General features: G+C 37.7%; 15 protein-coding genes. All 15 read left to right on the forward strand.

Annotated features, from left to right (window positions below):
• The 15 genes from LZ480_RS03360 (at position 1) to fliF (ending at position 16,589) form a co-directional block, all read left to right on the forward strand.
• Positions 1-1,902: a hypothetical protein gene (locus LZ480_RS03360; protein ID WP_241367964.1), complete on the forward strand. Its 1,902-nt coding sequence runs from the start codon at positions 1-3 to the stop codon at positions 1,900-1,902.
• The gene (locus LZ480_RS03365) at positions 1,899-2,210 is read left to right on the forward strand and encodes an EscU/YscU/HrcU family type III secretion system export apparatus switch protein (RefSeq protein WP_241367965.1); all 312 of its coding nucleotides are present in this window, start codon (positions 1,899-1,901) and stop codon (positions 2,208-2,210) included. The genes LZ480_RS03360 and LZ480_RS03365 overlap by 4 nt, the downstream gene beginning before the upstream one ends.
• Before the next feature lie 234 nt (positions 2,211-2,444).
• Positions 2,445-3,626: an ADP-forming succinate--CoA ligase subunit beta gene (sucC, locus tag LZ480_RS03370; protein ID WP_241367966.1), complete on the forward strand. Its 1,182-nt coding sequence runs from the start codon at positions 2,445-2,447 to the stop codon at positions 3,624-3,626.
• The gene (gene sucD, locus LZ480_RS03375) at positions 3,623-4,525 is read left to right on the forward strand and encodes a succinate--CoA ligase subunit alpha (protein WP_241367967.1); all 903 of its coding nucleotides are present in this window, start codon (positions 3,623-3,625) and stop codon (positions 4,523-4,525) included. Before sucC ends, sucD begins: the two co-directional genes overlap by 4 nt.
• Positions 4,526-4,661: 136 nt before the next feature.
• Positions 4,662-5,555, forward strand: a complete 894-nt coding sequence (gene dprA, locus LZ480_RS03380) for a DNA-processing protein DprA (protein WP_241367968.1) — start codon at positions 4,662-4,664, stop codon at positions 5,553-5,555.
• Positions 5,556-5,679: 124 nt separating this feature from the next.
• A complete protein-coding gene (gene topA, locus LZ480_RS03385) occupies positions 5,680-7,764 on the forward strand; it encodes a type I DNA topoisomerase (protein WP_241367969.1) in 2,085 nt (694 codons plus the stop codon).
• 17 nt (positions 7,765-7,781) lie between these two features.
• Positions 7,782-9,095 carry an FADH(2)-oxidizing methylenetetrahydrofolate--tRNA-(uracil(54)-C(5))-methyltransferase TrmFO gene (trmFO, locus tag LZ480_RS03390; RefSeq protein ID WP_241367970.1) on the forward strand — a complete coding sequence of 438 codons (1,314 nt, stop codon included), beginning with the start codon at positions 7,782-7,784 and terminating at the stop codon, positions 9,093-9,095.
• A gap of 383 nt (positions 9,096-9,478) precedes the next feature.
• Positions 9,479-10,375 carry a tyrosine recombinase XerC gene (gene xerC, locus LZ480_RS03395; protein ID WP_241367971.1) on the forward strand — a complete coding sequence of 299 codons (897 nt, stop codon included), beginning with the start codon at positions 9,479-9,481 and terminating at the stop codon, positions 10,373-10,375.
• A 17-nt stretch (positions 10,376-10,392) separates the two neighbouring features.
• Complete coding sequence (gene hslV, locus LZ480_RS03400; RefSeq protein ID WP_241367972.1) at positions 10,393-10,935, forward strand: ATP-dependent protease subunit HslV; 543 nt, start codon at positions 10,393-10,395, stop codon at positions 10,933-10,935.
• Complete coding sequence (gene hslU, locus LZ480_RS03405; protein WP_332844017.1) at positions 10,932-12,320, forward strand: ATP-dependent protease ATPase subunit HslU; 1,389 nt, start codon at positions 10,932-10,934, stop codon at positions 12,318-12,320. Before hslV ends, hslU begins: the two co-directional genes overlap by 4 nt.
• A gap of 83 nt (positions 12,321-12,403) precedes the next feature.
• Complete coding sequence (gene codY / locus LZ480_RS03410; protein ID WP_241367974.1) at positions 12,404-13,183, forward strand: GTP-sensing pleiotropic transcriptional regulator CodY; 780 nt, start codon at positions 12,404-12,406, stop codon at positions 13,181-13,183.
• 582 nt (positions 13,184-13,765) lie between these two features.
• The gene (gene flgB / locus LZ480_RS03415) at positions 13,766-14,158 is read left to right on the forward strand and encodes a flagellar basal body rod protein FlgB (RefSeq protein WP_241367975.1); all 393 of its coding nucleotides are present in this window, start codon (positions 13,766-13,768) and stop codon (positions 14,156-14,158) included.
• A 2-nt stretch (positions 14,159-14,160) separates the two neighbouring features.
• Positions 14,161-14,625, forward strand: a complete 465-nt coding sequence (flgC, locus tag LZ480_RS03420) for a flagellar basal body rod protein FlgC (RefSeq protein ID WP_241367976.1) — start codon at positions 14,161-14,163, stop codon at positions 14,623-14,625.
• Between the two features lie 7 nt (positions 14,626-14,632).
• Positions 14,633-14,941, forward strand: coding sequence for a flagellar hook-basal body complex protein FliE (fliE, locus tag LZ480_RS03425; protein WP_241367977.1), 309 nt, complete (start codon positions 14,633-14,635; stop codon positions 14,939-14,941).
• A gap of 58 nt (positions 14,942-14,999) precedes the next feature.
• Positions 15,000-16,589 carry a flagellar basal-body MS-ring/collar protein FliF gene (gene fliF / locus LZ480_RS03430; protein WP_241367978.1) on the forward strand — a complete coding sequence of 530 codons (1,590 nt, stop codon included), beginning with the start codon at positions 15,000-15,002 and terminating at the stop codon, positions 16,587-16,589.
• Positions 16,590-16,592 lie beyond the last annotated feature (3 nt).

Here is a 16,592-nt window from a genome sequence, read left to right on the forward strand (position 1 = left end):
ATGATGAATTTTACATCCTTTAATCCAATACAAGTAAATGCACAGCAGCAAGTAAGCGCCAATCAACCACTATCATTACGTCAAGATCAAGTATTTCACGGTACAATTAAACAGCTCTATCCAGATCAAATGGCTGAAGTACAAGTGGGGAACCAAAAGCTAATGGCGAAGCTTGAGGTACCATTGAAAGTAGGGGACGCTCACTTTTTTCAAGTGACTGCAACAACTCCACAAACTGAACTTAAAGTAGTAACTGGTCCAATGTCACAAGCGATGACACCAGCACAACAAATGAATCAATTGTTAGAAACGATGAATTTACCAAAGTCTTCAGAAATGCAACAAGTGTTGTTGCATTTTATGAAAGCACAGCTACCGATTTCAAAGGACCAATTGATAGCTGCTGAAAACTGGATGAAAAATTTGCCAAATGGTGTGGATAAAAATAATGCCCTACAAGCATTACAGCGTATGGTCGAACTAAAAATGCCGTTTAACAGTACCGTGTTCCAAGCGTTAACACAAGGTACGAAAACAGAAGGCATGTCAGCAAATTTAGCAAATTTAGCACAGCTATTAACTAATCAAACAGGGGGCAATGAGGTATTAAAAAGTAATTTACTTCAACAAATTAATGCTATTGCAAAACCGCTTAACAATGAAACGGGCGGTGTACTATTAGCACGTGCTACCCAAACATTACTAGACCAATTTGCGCCAACTGCTGTGAAAATCCAAGCGCTAGCTACTTTAAAAGAAGCAGGAATCTTGCCAAATCAAGCAACACTGCAAAACTGGCAAAGTATAAATCAATCCGCAACAACCCAAAATGTTTCAACAACGTTACCTGCGCAAGCTGGGCCAATGATTCAGCAACTTGCGAATACATCCCAAGAGCTAGTAAAGCCGATGTTAGATCAAGTAAAGGCGTGGGTGAATAATGAATCACTGCTAACATCAAATCAAAAACAACAAATTCAACAGCTAATCACTCGCTTTGAGCAAATTCCACCGTCTAAGCAAGCCATTGAAGTATTTGTCAAACAGATGCAGGAGCAATTAACAAAAGCTTTTAGTGACAATTCAACAGCCCGTTTATTCACACAAAATGAGCAGGGGGTATCCGCAAAGGACCAGCTACTGAGTTTAATCAAGCCAGATTCGAATTTCACGTTGAATGATGCTTTACTGCGAAATTTAGTGAAAGCAACACAGGATAGCCCTCAACCGCAAAGTATATTGACACAGGCAGAGGCACAAGTGCAATCAGCTGCTGATAGTAAAGCGATGGAACAAGCGATTAAAACGGTATTAAAAGGGCTTGGTGTCAGTTATGAGGCGACCCTTGCAAGCAAAGCAGGTGATGTCCAAGCTATCGCACAGCAAATGAAGCCGCAGCTGTTAGCGTTAATTCAAGATATGCAAACGCCTCCTGCATTACGTGACGCAGCAGAAACAGTAATGGCCAGATTAAATGGTATGCAACTATCTTCGGGGGAAAATGGTCATCAGCATCAGCTTGTCATGCAAGTTCCGTTAGAGTTTTTTGGTAAAAAAATGGACGCAACATTGCAATGGAATGGCAGGATGAAGGATGACGGCAAAATTGATGCGAACTTTGCTCGTGTTATGTTCTATTTGAATATGGAATCATTACAACAGACAGTGATAGACATGCAAGTACAAAACCGTGTCGTGATCATTAATGTGTACAATGATATCCCTAATTTAGAAACGCTTGCAATGTCGTTAAAAAGTTCATTGAAGGCTGGTTTATCAGATAAAGAATATACATTATCCGGTTTATTTGTTAAGCCGTTTGGTGAGCAGCATACGAAAAATGTCACAAAAAGTTCAAATCATCCAGATGAACAGCAGGGCGGGGTGGATATCCGCGTATGAGCGACAAAAAATATAAACGAAAAGAAGCTATTGCGTTATCATATGATCCACACAAAAAAAATGGTCCAACAGTTGTCGCAAAAGGAAAGGGAAAAATTGCTGAAAATATTTTAGAGCAGGCAACGCTTCATGATGTGCCTGTATATGAAGACCCAAACCTTGTAGAATTATTGGGACAGCTTGATTTAAATACATCCATTCCTGAAGAGTTATACCAAGCAGTAGCCGAAGTATTCGCTTTTATCTATCATTTAGATGAAAAGCATAAATTAACATCTAGCAACAAAAACGGTAAACTATTAAAGTAGTTTGCCGTTTTTTTGCAGTAATATTTTTTTGATTCTGTGACAAAATAAAGCTGTATAATGATTTTTTGCTTTATCTATTTTTTTGTCTATTGTAAAAATTAATTGAAGAGAAATTTTCGACATAAACAAAAGGAAAAAATGAAACTATGACAAATCTAGACATTATCAGAATTATTGTATAAAATAGATTATGTTAGTAGAATAATTTCCAAATGTCCGATGGGAGGATGTATCATGAATATCCATGAGTATCAAGGGAAAGAGATTTTAAGAAAATACGGTGTAGCTGTTCCAAAAGGGAGTGTAGCGTTTTCACCTGAAGAAGCGGTTAAAGTAGCAAAGGAACTTGGTGCAAATGTAACGGTTGTTAAAGCGCAAATCCATGCAGGTGGACGTGGTAAAGCTGGCGGTGTAAAAATCGCAAAGAATTTAGATGAAGTGCGTTCTTATGCAAAAGAATTACTAGGGAAAATTTTAGTAACACACCAAACAGGTCCAGATGGCAAAGAAGTAAAGCGTCTTTATATAGAGGAAGGCTCAGATATTAAAAAAGAGTATTACTTAAGTTTAGTACTTGACCGTGCCACTTCTCGAGTAGTAATGATGGGCTCAGAAGAAGGCGGAATGGATATTGAAGAAGTAGCAGAGTCAAACCCTGAAAAAATCTTCAAAGAAGTGATTGACCCAGTAACAGGTCTGAATGCCTTCCAAGCGCGTCGCATGGCATTTAGTATGAATATTCCTTCAAAATTAGTGAACAAAGCAGTTGCGCTAATGCTTGGAATTTACAAAGCGTTTATTGACAAAGATGCATCAACTGTAGAAATTAACCCGTTAGTAGTAACAGGTGATGATCAAGTAGTTGCATTAGATGCAAAATTCAACTTCGACTCAAATGCATTGTATCGTCAAAAAGATATCGTCGAATTACGCGACTTCGATGAAGAAGATTCAAAAGAGATCGAAGCCTCAAAATATGACTTAAGCTATATTTCATTAGACGGAAATATTGGCTGTATGGTTAATGGTGCAGGTCTTGCGATGGCAACAATGGATACGATTAGTTATTATGGCGGTTCACCGGCTAACTTCCTTGACGTTGGGGGCGGTGCTACAGCTGAAAAAGTAACTGAAGCATTTAAAATTATTTTATCAGACAAAAATGTTAAAGGGATTTTCGTTAACATTTTCGGTGGTATTATGAAATGTGACATCATCGCAAAAGGTGTTATTACCGCTGCGAAAGAGGTCGGCTTAGCTGTGCCATTAGTCGTTCGTTTAGAAGGAACAAACGTAGACTTAGGTAAAAAATTATTAAATGAATCTGGCTTAAACATTGTTGCAGCAGATTCAATGGCTGACGGTGCACAAAAAATCGTAAAATTAGTCGAGGCTGAAGGCGGGGTTATGGCATGAGCGTGTTCATTAACAAAGAGACAAAAGTAATCGTACAAGGGATTACAGGGGAAACAGCCCTATTCCATACAAAACAAATGCTTGAATACGGTACAAAAATCGTTGCAGGGGTAACGCCAGGTAAGGGTGGCCTTGAAATTGAAGGTGTTCCAGTATTCAACACAGTAGAAGAAGCAGTAAAAGCAACAGGTGCCAATGTATCGGTTATTTATGTACCAGCACCTTTTGCAGCGGACGCGATTGTAGAAGCAGTAGATGCTGGTTTAGATATGACAATTTGTATTACAGAGCATATTCCAGTGCTGGATATGGTAAAAGTAAAACGTTATATGGAAGGGAAGAAAACACGTTTAGTTGGACCAAACTGCCCAGGTGTAATTACGGCTGATGAATGTAAAATTGGTATTATGCCAGGCTATATTCACACAAAAGGTCACGTAGGGGTTGTATCACGTTCTGGTACATTAACTTATGAAGCTGTACACCAACTGTCACAAGCAGGAATTGGTCAAACAACAGCGGTAGGTATCGGGGGAGACCCAGTAAACGGTACAAACTTTATCGACTGCTTAAAAGCATTCAATGAAGACCCTGAAACATATGCAGTAGTTATGATTGGTGAAATCGGTGGAACAGCTGAGGAAGAAGCTGCTGAATGGATTCAAACAAACATGACAAAACCAGTAGTTGGCTTCATTGGTGGTCAAACAGCGCCTCCAGGTAAGCGTATGGGTCACGCAGGTGCGATTATTTCGGGTGGTAAAGGTACAGCAGCTGAAAAAATCAAAGCAATGAACGAAGCTGGCATTGAAGTTGCGCCAACGCCTTCTGTTATTGGAGAAACATTAATTAAAGTTATTAAAGAAAAAGGTCTATACGAAGTTTGTAAGACACATTAAAATAAAAGATGTAGCGAACGCCTCGCTACATCTTTTTCTATGAAAATATCTATTTTGTCGAAATTTGCTTACAAAACTTCCCCATTCAAAAGAGCGGTCATTTAAATTTCTTCTATTTAAATAAGGAGTGTTTAATATGACAAATTCTATGGACGAAAAATTATTAAGGCTTCATTACATTCATCCTCTACCCTGGCAAAAAATCCAACATTTGTTGACGCTTATTAGTGATTTAGATGAGTTACGTAACTTATCACCGACTATTTTAGCGATGCATTTAAATATCAAACAGTCTACTGCGGCATCAATGATTGAGCTATACGATAAAATGCAGGCGACATTATTGCAACAATATTACGAAAAACATCAAATTTATGCGATTCCATATACAAGTAAATTCTATCCACTACGATTAAAGGAAGTGTTTGATCCGCCAGCGGTTATTTATGCAAAAGGAAATATTTCGTTATTACAAGAGCCGCGTATGATGGCGGTAATTGGTTCGAGAATTGCAACGAACTATAGTGAAAATGCGTTAAAATTACTGATACCCCCACTTATTCAACAAAAATTTGTTGTTGTTAGTGGTCTTGCGAAAGGGGCAGACCGACTAGCTCATGAAGCGGCAATACGATATGGTGGCAACACGATTGGTGTATTAGGACATGGATTATTCCATAGCTATCCAAAAGAAAATGATGAACTACATCGTTACATGACGGAACATCAGCTTGTGATTACTGAATATCCACCATATGTGGGCGTGCAAAAATGGCATTTTCCTGCACGCAACCGTATAATAAGTGGCTTAAGTGAAGCATTACTTGTGACAGAAGCAAAATTAAAAAGTGGTACTTTAATCACGACAGAGCTAGCCCTTGAGCAGGGGAAGGATGTATTTGTGGTGCCGGGAAATATATTTAGTGAACTGTCAAAAGGGACAAATAAATTAATAAAAGAAGGCGCCATTCCTGTGTGGGATGGACATCAAATGTTAGCTGAATTGCAAATGTTTTCAAATTTTCGTTGAAAAAAAGTTGCATTCTCCGCCAATCTGTTATACATTTTGCAACAGGAAAAGCTTTGAAAAACATTGACAAATTCATTTAGAATGAATTTAAGAAAATAACAAACCTCTATAAGGAGGAAAACAGATGGCAGATTATTTAGTAATTGTAGAATCACCTGCGAAGGCGAAAACTATTGAACGCTATTTAGGAAAAAAATATAAAGTAAAAGCATCAATCGGGCATGTGCGGGATTTACCACGCAGTCAAATGGGAATTGATACTGAAAACAACTATGAACCAAAATATATTACGATTCGCGGGAAAGGCCCTGTGTTACAAGAATTAAAAACAGCAGCCAAAAAAGTGAAGAAAATCTATCTCGCAGCCGACCCCGACCGTGAAGGGGAGGCAATCGCTTGGCATTTAGCGAATGCGTTAAACGTTGATATTCATTCAGATTGCCGCGTAGTATTCAATGAGATTACTAAAGAAGCGATATTAGAAAGCTTTAAGCATCCACGTCCGATTAATATGGATTTAGTTGATGCGCAACAAGCACGTCGTATTTTAGACCGTTTAGTTGGTTATAACATTAGTCCGATTCTTTGGAAAAAAGTAAAAAAAGGTTTATCAGCGGGTCGTGTGCAATCGGTCTCATTGCGATTAATTATTGATCGTGAAAATGAAATTAAAAGTTTTGAACCAGAAGAATACTGGTCAATCGAAGCATCGTTTGAGAAAGGTAAAAAGGAATTTGAAGCCTTTTATTATGGCGATGGCAAGGAAAAAGTGAAGTTAACAAATGAAGAACAAGTAACGAAAGTACTGAAAAACGTTAAAGGTTCTGACTTTGAAGTGATGAATGTTGTGAAAAAGGAGCGTAAACGAAATGCGGCACCTGCCTTTACAACTTCTTCTTTACAACAAGAGGCTGCACGTAAATTAAATTTCCGTGCTAAAAAGACGATGATGCTTGCCCAACAGTTATACGAAGGGATCGAGCTGAGCAAAAAAGAAGGCGCGGTCGGGTTAATTACGTATATGCGTACTGATTCAACACGTATTTCTGATTCAGCCAAAGCAGAGGCTATTTCTTATATTGAAGGCAAATACGGTAAAGACTTTATAGCCCAAGAGCAAAAGCAAGTAAAGGCAAAAGCGAATGCCCAAGATGCCCACGAAGCGATTCGTCCAACTAGTGCGATGCGTACACCAGAAGAGTTAAAAGCGGTGTTAAGTCGTGACCAATTACGCTTATACCGTCTTATTTGGGAGCGCTTTGTTGCCAGTCAAATGGCACCGGCAATTTTAGATACGGTAACGGTAGACTTGCAAAACAATGATGTGATGTTCCGAGCAAATGGTTCACAAGTGAAATTTGCAGGGTTCATGAAGCTTTATATTGAAGGAACTGACGATCAAACAGAGGAAACGAACAAGCTGTTACCGGAAATGGAAGTTGGCGATAAAGTGAAATCACTTGAAATCGAACCGAAGCAGCATTTCACACAGCCGCCACCACGCTATTCAGAGGCTCGATTAGTAAAAACGCTTGAAGAGCTAGGTATAGGCCGTCCATCAACGTATGCACCAACGCTTGATACAATTCAAAAACGAGGCTATGTACAGCTAGATGCAAAACGCTTTGTACCGACTGAGCTTGGTGAAATTGTTCATCAGGCAACATTAGAATTTTTCCCGGAAATCATTAACATTGAATTCACAGCTCAAATGGAGCAAAACTTAGATGAAATCGAAGAAGGCATTACACAATGGGTCAATGTCATCGACGAATTTTATAAAGACTTTGAACCACGCGTGAAATATGCCGATGAAGCAATGGAAAAAATTGAAATTAAAGACGAGCCAGCCGGAGAAGATTGTGAAAAATGTGGCGCGCCAATGGTATTTAAACTAGGGCGCTATGGTAAGTTTATGGCATGTTCAAACTTCCCAGATTGCCGTAATACAAAAGCAATCGTCAAACCAATTGGTGTACAATGCCCAACATGTAAGGAAGGCGAAATCGTAGAGCGTAAGTCAAAAACAAAACGTATTTTCTACGGTTGCAATCGCTACCCAGAATGTGACTTCGTATCATGGGATAAGCCAATAAGTAGACCATGTCCGAAATGTAGTGCATTATTAGTTGAGAAGAAATTGAAAAAAGGTGTTCAAATTCAATGTACAAACAGTGAATGTGACTATGAAGAAACACCATCACAATAAGATTTGAGGTAATAACAATGACACAACCAGTAGTAAATGTAATTGGTGCAGGTCTTGCGGGATCTGAGGCAGCTTGGCAAATCGCAAAGCGCGGCGTGAATGTTCGCCTTTATGAAATGCGCCCAGTAAAACAGACACCAGCCCACCATACTGATAAATTTGCAGAGCTAGTATGCTCGAACTCATTACGTGCAAACGGCCTCACAAATGCAGTTGGCGTAATTAAAGAAGAAATGCGTAAACTAGATTCGGTGATTATGTCAGCGGCTGATAATTGTTCTGTACCTGCAGGTGGTGCATTAGCGGTCGACCGTCATGAGTTTGCAGGCTATGTAACTGAGCACGTGAAAAACCATCCATTAATCGAAGTGATTAATGAAGAGGTAACGGAAATTCCAGAAGGTATCACAGTTATTGCAACAGGCCCATTAACGTCTGAAGCGTTAGCGCAAAAAATTCAAGGTCTAACTGGCGAAGAGTATTTATACTTCTACGATGCAGCAGCACCAATTATCGAAAAAGATTCAATCGACATGGACAAAGTTTATTTAAAGTCTCGTTATGACAAAGGCGAAGCGGCATACTTAAACTGCCCAATGAACAAGGAAGAATTCGATGCATTCCGCCTAGCGTTAATTGAAGCAGAATGTGCACCATTAAAAGAATTCGAAAAAGAGAAGTATTTCGAAGGCTGTATGCCAATCGAGGTTATGGCAGCGCGTGGTGAAAAAACGATGACATTTGGACCGATGAAGCCAGTTGGTTTAGAAGATCCGAAAACTGACAAACGTCCATATGCGGTCGTTCAATTACGTCAAGATGATGCAGCAGGTACACTTTACAACTTAGTAGGCTTCCAAACGCATTTAAAATGGCCAGAGCAAAAACGTGTATTCTCGATGATTCCAGGTTTAGAAAGCTTAGAAATCGTTCGTTATGGTGTTATGCATCGTAACACTTTCATCAACTCACCGAAAGTGTTAGCGCAGACGTATCAATTAAAAGCACGCCCAAACCTATTCTTTGCTGGTCAAATGACAGGTGTTGAAGGTTATGTAGAATCTGCTGGGAGTGGTTTAATCGCAGGGATTAACGCAGCTCGTATGGCATTAGGTCAAGAGCTTCTATACTTCCCGCACGAAACGGCACTTGGTTCGATGGCACGTTATATTACACATACTGATGCGAAAAACTTCCAACCAATGAATGTTAACTTCGGTATTTTCCCAGAGCTTGGTGAACGTATTAAATCGAAACCGGAGCGCGCGGAAAAACACGCTACAAGAGCGTTAGAATCAATTCAGAATTTTATTAATACTCAGGTAATTTAATTGCGAAAAGCCCTTAAAGACTGTTATACTTTAAGGGCTTTTATGTTTTAATTAGTACTATTAAAATTACAATGAAAAAGTGGTTCATCACCATAATATAGATTTTTTTGTAATCTGCGTCTCCCTAAGCGAAATAAATCATATTATACACAACCATGTAGTCCTAAAAAAGGGATTAACTACTTAGGAAATATTACTAAATGATATTTTTCGAAGAAGATATCATTAAATATCTGGAAAGATACAAGAAATGCGAATAACTTAAGTAAAAACAGATTGAAATCTTTACTCGATAAGTATAGTGTCAATATGTATGTTTTTTATGTGATTCGATTTAAATCACACGATTCAATATTACTTCTGTAATTAGGGGGTCATGTACAATGAATGTACAAATGGAAGAAGCGCTCGAGCAATTTATTCGCTATGTACAACTAGAAAAAAACTTTTCTCTACATACCGTGCGCGAGTATCAGTCCGACCTTGAAAATTTCTTTACATTTTTACAATCAGAAGGCATTGCCGATATTGCCGAAGTTGATTATATTCATGCAAGACTATACGTTACGAAACTGTATGATGAACAAAAAGCGAGAACTTCAATTTCAAGAAAGATCTCATCTATCCGTTCTTTTTTTCGTTTTTTAAATCGTGAACAGCATATTGATGATGCTCCGTTTCGTTCACTTTATCATCCGAAAAAGGAAGAACGATTACCGAGCTTTTTTTATGAGGAAGAACTAGCCCAGCTATTCGAGAAAAATCAAGGAGACGAACCGAAGCAAATTCGAAATATCGCGCTTTTGGAGCTACTTTATGCAACGGGGATGCGTGTTAGTGAATGCGTAGGTTTAGAGCTATCAGATGTTGATTTTCACTATAGCATTATTCGCGTAATGGGGAAGGGGCGTAAAGAACGTATTATTCCGTTTGGGCAATTTGCGCATGATGCACTGACGCGTTATTTATATGTTCGTTCCACATTAATGAAAACGAATGAGCATCAAAAAGTATTTGTTAATTTGCGAGGTGGCGAACTTACTGCACGTGGCGTACGTTATATATTAAGCGAGATGATTGAACATGCGAGCATGCATACCAAGATTTATCCACATATGTTACGACATACATTCGCAACTCATTTATTAAATAATGGGGCAGATATGCGTACCGTTCAAGAATTACTCGGGCATGCGAACTTATCTTCTACTCAAATTTATACTCATGTAACGAAGGAAGCTCTTCGAAAGACGTATATGAATAGTCATCCGAGGGCATAAGTTAAGGAGGAAATAGGATGGGACAAATTCATGCAACAACGATTTTTGCCATTCATCACAATGGTGAATGTGCGATGGCAGGCGACGGTCAAGTAACATTAGGCAATCAAGTTGTGATGAAGCATACGGCAAAAAAGGTCAGACGTCTGTTTAATGGTAAAGTACTTGCAGGCTTTGCTGGTTCTGTAGCAGATGCTTTCACATTATTTGAAATGTTTGAGGCGAAATTAAATGAATATAATGGTAACTTACAACGTGCAGCTGTTGAGGTGGCAAAGCAATGGAGAGGCGATAAAATGCTACGCCAATTAGAAGCGATGTTGTTAGTGATGGATAAAACAACATTATTATTAGTTTCTGGAACAGGTGAAGTCATTGAGCCGGATGATGGAATTTTAGCGATTGGTTCTGGTGGCAATTATGCATTGTCAGCTGGACGTGCGTTAAAAACACATGCTGGAGATCATTTGTCTGCAAAGGAAATTGCACAAGCAGCTTTAACAACAGCAGCGGATATTTGTGTGTTTACGAATCATAATATTATCTTGGAGGTATTATAATGACGACGAATTTAACACCAAAACAAATTACGGAGCATTTAAACCGCCATATTGTAGGGCAAGAAACGGCAAAACGCGCTGTTGCAATTGCGTTGCGTAATCGCTATCGCCGTTCGTTATTAAGTGAAGAACTAAAAGGTGAAGTCATTCCAAAAAATATTTTAATGATTGGGCCTACAGGTGTTGGGAAAACTGAAATTGCGCGCCGTATTGCCAAGCTAACAAATGCACCGTTCATTAAGGTCGAAGCGACAAAATTTACAGAAGTAGGCTATGTTGGACGCGACGTTGAATCGATGGTTCGTGATTTAGTGGAAGCAGCACGTCGACTTGTAAAAGAGGAAATGACTGTGGCGGTACAAGAACAGGCTGAGCACAATGCCAATGAAGTGCTTGTGAAATTGCTAGTTCCTTCGAAAATAAAAGAAACGCTTACTCAAAATCCATTTGAAATGTTCTTTGGACAAAAGGGGCAACAAGAAGAACAGGCACAGCAAGAGGAACCTGAAATTCGTTCCCGTCGAGCTCAAATCGCGCAAGACTTACAAGCTGGAAAATTAGAAGACCAATGGGTAACGATTGAAGTGACGGAAAATGCACCAACGCTATTTGATGCAATGCCTGGCATGAATATGGACGGCGCAAATGGTATGCAAGACATGTTATCGAACTTGATGCCGAAAAAAACAAAAAAACGAAAAGTGCAAGTGAAAGATGCACGTCGTATTTTAACGCAAGAAGAGGCAAATAAGCTAATTGATACAGATGCACTTTCTAGTGAAGCCATTCACCGTGCAGAACAGGCGGGTATTATTTTTATTGATGAAATCGATAAAATTGCAAGCAAAGGTTCATCCTCTGCGGAAGTATCGCGTGAAGGCGTGCAACGTGATATTTTACCAATTGTTGAAGGCTCTACGGTAACGACAAAATATGGACCAGTGAAAACGGATTTTATGCTATTCATCGCAGCAGGTGCTTTCCATATGTCAAAGCCAAGTGATTTAATTCCTGAATTACAGGGGCGTTTCCCGATTCGTGTTGAATTAGAGAAATTAACGAAAGCGGATTTTGTACGTATTTTACAAGAACCAGATCAATCGTTAATTTTACAATATAAAGCATTATTAGAAACAGAAGGTGTAACGATAGACTTTACGGAAGCGGCCATTGAGCGTATTGCAGAAATCGCAACAGAAGTAAACCAAGAAACAGATAATATTGGTGCACGTCGTTTACATACGATTTTAGAACGCCTTTTAGAAGAATTATCATACGAGGCTTCTGAAATTGCACCAGCGCATATCGAAATTACACCAAGCTATGTCGATCAAAAATTAGCGAATATCGTAAAAAACAAAGATTTGTCTCAATTTATCCTATAATGTAAGTTGAAATAGTATCTTTAAATTGTAAAAACCTTTAGAATATTAAGTGAATTAATTAGCCCGTAGGAGGAAATATAAAAATGAATTTATTAGCAAAGACACGAAAAATCAATGCAATGTTACAAGCTTCAGCTGGTAAGCCTGTTAACTTTAAAGAAATGGCTCAAACATTAGGTGATATTATCGAAAGTAACGTTTTCATCGTTAGCCGAAAAGGTAAATTATTAGGTATTTCAATTCACCAACAAATTGAAAACGATCGCATTAAAAAAATGTTTGAAGAACGCCAATTCCCAGAAGAATATACGCAGAATTTATTCAACATTACGGAGACTTCTCCAAACTTGGATATTAACAACGAACATACAGCATTCCCTGTTGAAAATAAAGATTTATTTGAAAAAGGTTTAACAACAATCGTACCAATTATCGGTGGTGGTGATCGTTTAGGTACATTGATGCTAGCTCGTATTAGCGATCAATTTGAAGATGATGATTTAATTTTAGCTGAATACGGTGCAACTGTAGTAGGTATGGAAATTTTACGTGAAAAGTCAGAAGAAATTGAAGAGGAAGCACGTTCAAAAGCTATTGTACAAATGGCAATTAACTCATTATCATACTCAGAATTAGAAGCGATCGAGCATATTTTTGAAGAGCTTGATGGTCACGAAGGCTTATTAGTAGCATCTAAAATTGCTGACCGCGTAGGAATTACACGTTCTGTAATTGTAAACGCATTACGCAAATTAGAATCTGCTGGTGTAATTGAGTCACGTTCATTAGGCATGAAGGGTACTTACATCAAAGTATTAAACGGTAAATTTTTAACAGCTTTAGCTGAAATTAAAATGAAATAATAGGATTGAAGCGATAAAGTTGTAATAACTTTATCGCTTTTTTTATGGATACAGGGATTAGTTTATTAACCTATGAGAATATAATATCAACTGGAATGCAATGGTTACATTATATGTAAATAATTATAAAATACATGGCTTGAAAAGATTTTATTTCATCAAGTCAAATAAATATTATTTTAGGAAATTAATCTTTACAAATATGAGTCGAAGGTTTTGTTACAAAATAATGAACAATCCCAATAATTACATGAATAATGCTATTATATTCTAAAGATGCACATATCGAATACATATTTGTGTATGGGTAATTTACATGTATGGGTAATTGTTAATAGGAGTTTTGTGGTAATATTCTATTGTTATATGGAAGTTTCCGATAATATTGTCGGTAAAAAAGGGTGAAATTACGAAAAGCGATACAATATTATGTTTAAATCAAAGTATATTAACGAAAAAATAGTTCATTAAGACTATCAAAAAGTGCCAAAAGTCAATAGACACTCCAAATTAATATAATTACAATTGTAGTATTAAGTTGTCGTGACTAAAGAATTGGCAAAAGTAAATGAGGTGAAAAATTTGAATTTATTTGGTGGTACGATTAGCAAATTAGAAAATGGACTTTCATATGCTACGCTAAAAAATAAAGCGATAACACAAAATATAGCGAATGTTGATACACCGAATTACAAAACAAAAGAAGTAAGTTTCCAAGATATTTTTAATGAAGCGAAAGAATCTTCTATTTCTGCAAATCGCACGGATGCGAGACATTATGATTTTTCAATTGAAATTGGAACAAGCGGTGTATACTCAAACGAAAATTTCCGAACAAGACCAAATGGGAATGCTGTAAACATGGATGCAGAGCAAGCTAAATTGGCGGAAAATACAATTTACTATAATGCATTGATAGAGCGGTTAAATAGTAAATTTTCAACATTAAACACGGTAGTAAAGGGAGGTAGATAATTTTGTCGATTTTTCATAGTATGAATACAACTGCGTCGGCATTAACTGCACAACGTTTAAGAATGGATGTAATTTCCTCCAATATTGCCAATGTTGATACAACAAGAGCAAAGCAAGTAAATGGTGAGTGGGAGCCATACCGTAAAAAATCAATTACATTAAAAGAAAATGAAGGTCAATTTTCAAGTTTTTTGAACATGGCAATGGGGAAAACGGTAAAGGCTGGAGTAGGGAACGGCGTGAAAGTAACTTCTATTAAAGAAGATACAGAAACACCGTTTAAATTAGTTTTTGACCCTACACACCCAGATGCAAATGAAGATGGTTATGTTCAAATGTCGAATGTTGACTTATTAAAAGAAATGGTGGATTTAATATCAGCTACACGTTCATATGAAGCAAATATTACAGCATTTAATGCAAACAAAAGCATGTTAACAAAAGCGCTTGAAATTGGGAAAGGGTGATAACTAAATGGCGATAAATGCAGTTTCATTTATGTCTCCTGTACAATCTACGAATGAAGTGAGTCAGAATAACAAAATAACATCTGCGAATGCACAACAACAGTTTGCTGACGCTTTAAAAGAAGCCATTAGTAGTGTAAATGAGTACCAAAATACATCAGATATGATGACACAAAAATTAATAAGTGGTGGAGATGTTGATTTATTTGAAGTAATGGTTGCTGCTCAGAAGGCGAGTGTTACTTTAAATACAACCATTGAAATTCGTAACAAAGCTGTAGAAGCTTATCAAGAAATTATGCGTATGAGTGTATAATTATTTTGTTTAACGAATAATTACTTGTTGGGCATTCACTATAACCGGAGGATTCATAATGAATGAACGATTTACAAAAATTAAAAGCGACTCCACTACCTTTTGGCAGAGTCGAACTAAAAACCAAAAAGGTGCAATGATTGGTGCTGCTGTAGCGATTATTGCGCTTGCAGCTGCTATTACATATTTTTCGACCCGCACAACGATGGTGCAACTTTTCCCAGAAATGTCTCAAGCAGAGGTGGGAAGCATAACAGAAGTACTTACTTCTCAAGGAGTTAAGTATGAAGTAACAAATGGAGGAACAACGATTTTAGTTCCTGAAAATCAAGTGCAAGACCTACAGGTATCTCTTGCTTCTCAAGGGTATCCTGACTCAGGAGAAATCGATACATCTTTCTTCACATCTAATGCTGGTTTTGGTATGACAGATAACGAATTCAACGTTATTAAAAAAGCGGCAATAGAAACAGACTTAACAAACCTATTACGCAAATTTGATGGTGTAAAAGATGCAAAAACAATCATTACATTACCAGATGAAGGCGTATTTCTAAAGGATGCTCAAGGTGAGTCAACAGCAGCAATTGTTTTAACAACATCACCAGGTCATAAATTTACAGATGATCAAATTAAAGGACTATTTAATTTAGTCGCAATGAGTATTCCAAACTTAACAAAGGAAAATATTCAGATTTCCAACCAATACGGTGATTACTATGATTTAGAATCTGCTGAAAATGGCGGAAGTGGTATTAATACTGTAGAAGGTCAAATGGGCGTTAAAAAAACAATCGAACGTGATCTTCAACGCCAAGTGCAACAAATGCTAGGCACATTAATTGGTCAAGACAAAGTTGTTGTAAATGTTTCGGCTGATATTGATTTTAAAAAAGAAAATCGTGAAGAAAACTTAGTGAAACCTGTGGATGAAGAGAATATGTCAGGGATTGAAATAAGTGCACAGCGTATTACAGAGACATATTCTGGTGGTACCGCAGCAGCTGGTTCTCCAGAAGCTGAAAACGCAACAGATAATTTCGTGGATTACAAAGAAGGTACAACAGGCGATGGTGATTATGAACGTGTAGAAGAAACGATTAACAACGATGTCAATCGTATTCGACGTGAAATTCAAGAAAGCCCATATAAAATCCGTGATTTAGGGATTCAAGTAATGGTTGAACCCCCAGGCACAGCAGAAGAGTTTGATCCAAGTATTCGTACAGACATTGAACAAATTTTATCAACAATTGTTCGTACATCAATCGATCAAGATTCTGCTGGTGACTTAACAGATGAAGAAATTGCTAATCGAATCGTTGTATCAGTACAACAATTCCAAGGTAATAATGGTGAAAATGCTGAACCTGAATCATTTATTCCTTGGTGGGTATGGGTTATTGGCGGTATCTTATTAGTAGCAATTGCATTATTAGTGCTTTATGTATTACGTGCGCGTAAACGTAAGCAAGAGGAAGAAGAGCTAGATATTTTAGAACAACAACAGCAATTAATTGACGTTGAAGATATTTCAGAAGAAAAAGAAACGGAAGCGACTGTACGCCGTAAGCAACTAGAAAAAATGGCGAAAGAAAAGCCAGATGACTTTGCGAAGCTATTGCGTAGTTGGATTGCTGAAGAATAATAG

Source organism: Solibacillus palustris (genome assembly GCF_022549215.1).
Taxonomy (GTDB): domain Bacteria; phylum Bacillota; class Bacilli; order Bacillales_A; family Planococcaceae; genus Solibacillus; species Solibacillus daqui.

Excerpts from the sequence above, each read along its gene's own strand:
- fliF (WP_241367978.1), top strand. The coding sequence starts at position 15,000 with ATGAATGAACGATTTACAAAAATTAAAAGCGACTCCACTACCTTTTGG.
- xerC (WP_241367971.1), top strand. The coding sequence starts at position 9,479 with ATGAATGTACAAATGGAAGAAGCGCTCGAGCAATTTATTCGCTATGTA.
- LZ480_RS03365 (WP_241367965.1), top strand. The coding sequence starts at position 1,899 with ATGAGCGACAAAAAATATAAACGAAAAGAAGCTATTGCGTTATCATAT.
- topA (WP_241367969.1), top strand. The coding sequence starts at position 5,680 with ATGGCAGATTATTTAGTAATTGTAGAATCACCTGCGAAGGCGAAAACT.
- sucD (WP_241367967.1), top strand. The coding sequence starts at position 3,623 with ATGAGCGTGTTCATTAACAAAGAGACAAAAGTAATCGTACAAGGGATT.
- sucC (WP_241367966.1), top strand. The coding sequence starts at position 2,445 with ATGAATATCCATGAGTATCAAGGGAAAGAGATTTTAAGAAAATACGGT.
- hslV (WP_241367972.1), top strand. The coding sequence starts at position 10,393 with ATGGGACAAATTCATGCAACAACGATTTTTGCCATTCATCACAATGGT.
- codY (WP_241367974.1), top strand. The coding sequence starts at position 12,404 with ATGAATTTATTAGCAAAGACACGAAAAATCAATGCAATGTTACAAGCT.
- trmFO (WP_241367970.1), top strand. The coding sequence starts at position 7,782 with ATGACACAACCAGTAGTAAATGTAATTGGTGCAGGTCTTGCGGGATCT.
- LZ480_RS03360 (WP_241367964.1), top strand. The coding sequence starts at position 1 with ATGATGAATTTTACATCCTTTAATCCAATACAAGTAAATGCACAGCAG.
- fliE (WP_241367977.1), top strand. The coding sequence starts at position 14,633 with ATGGCGATAAATGCAGTTTCATTTATGTCTCCTGTACAATCTACGAAT.
- dprA (WP_241367968.1), top strand. The coding sequence starts at position 4,662 with ATGACAAATTCTATGGACGAAAAATTATTAAGGCTTCATTACATTCAT.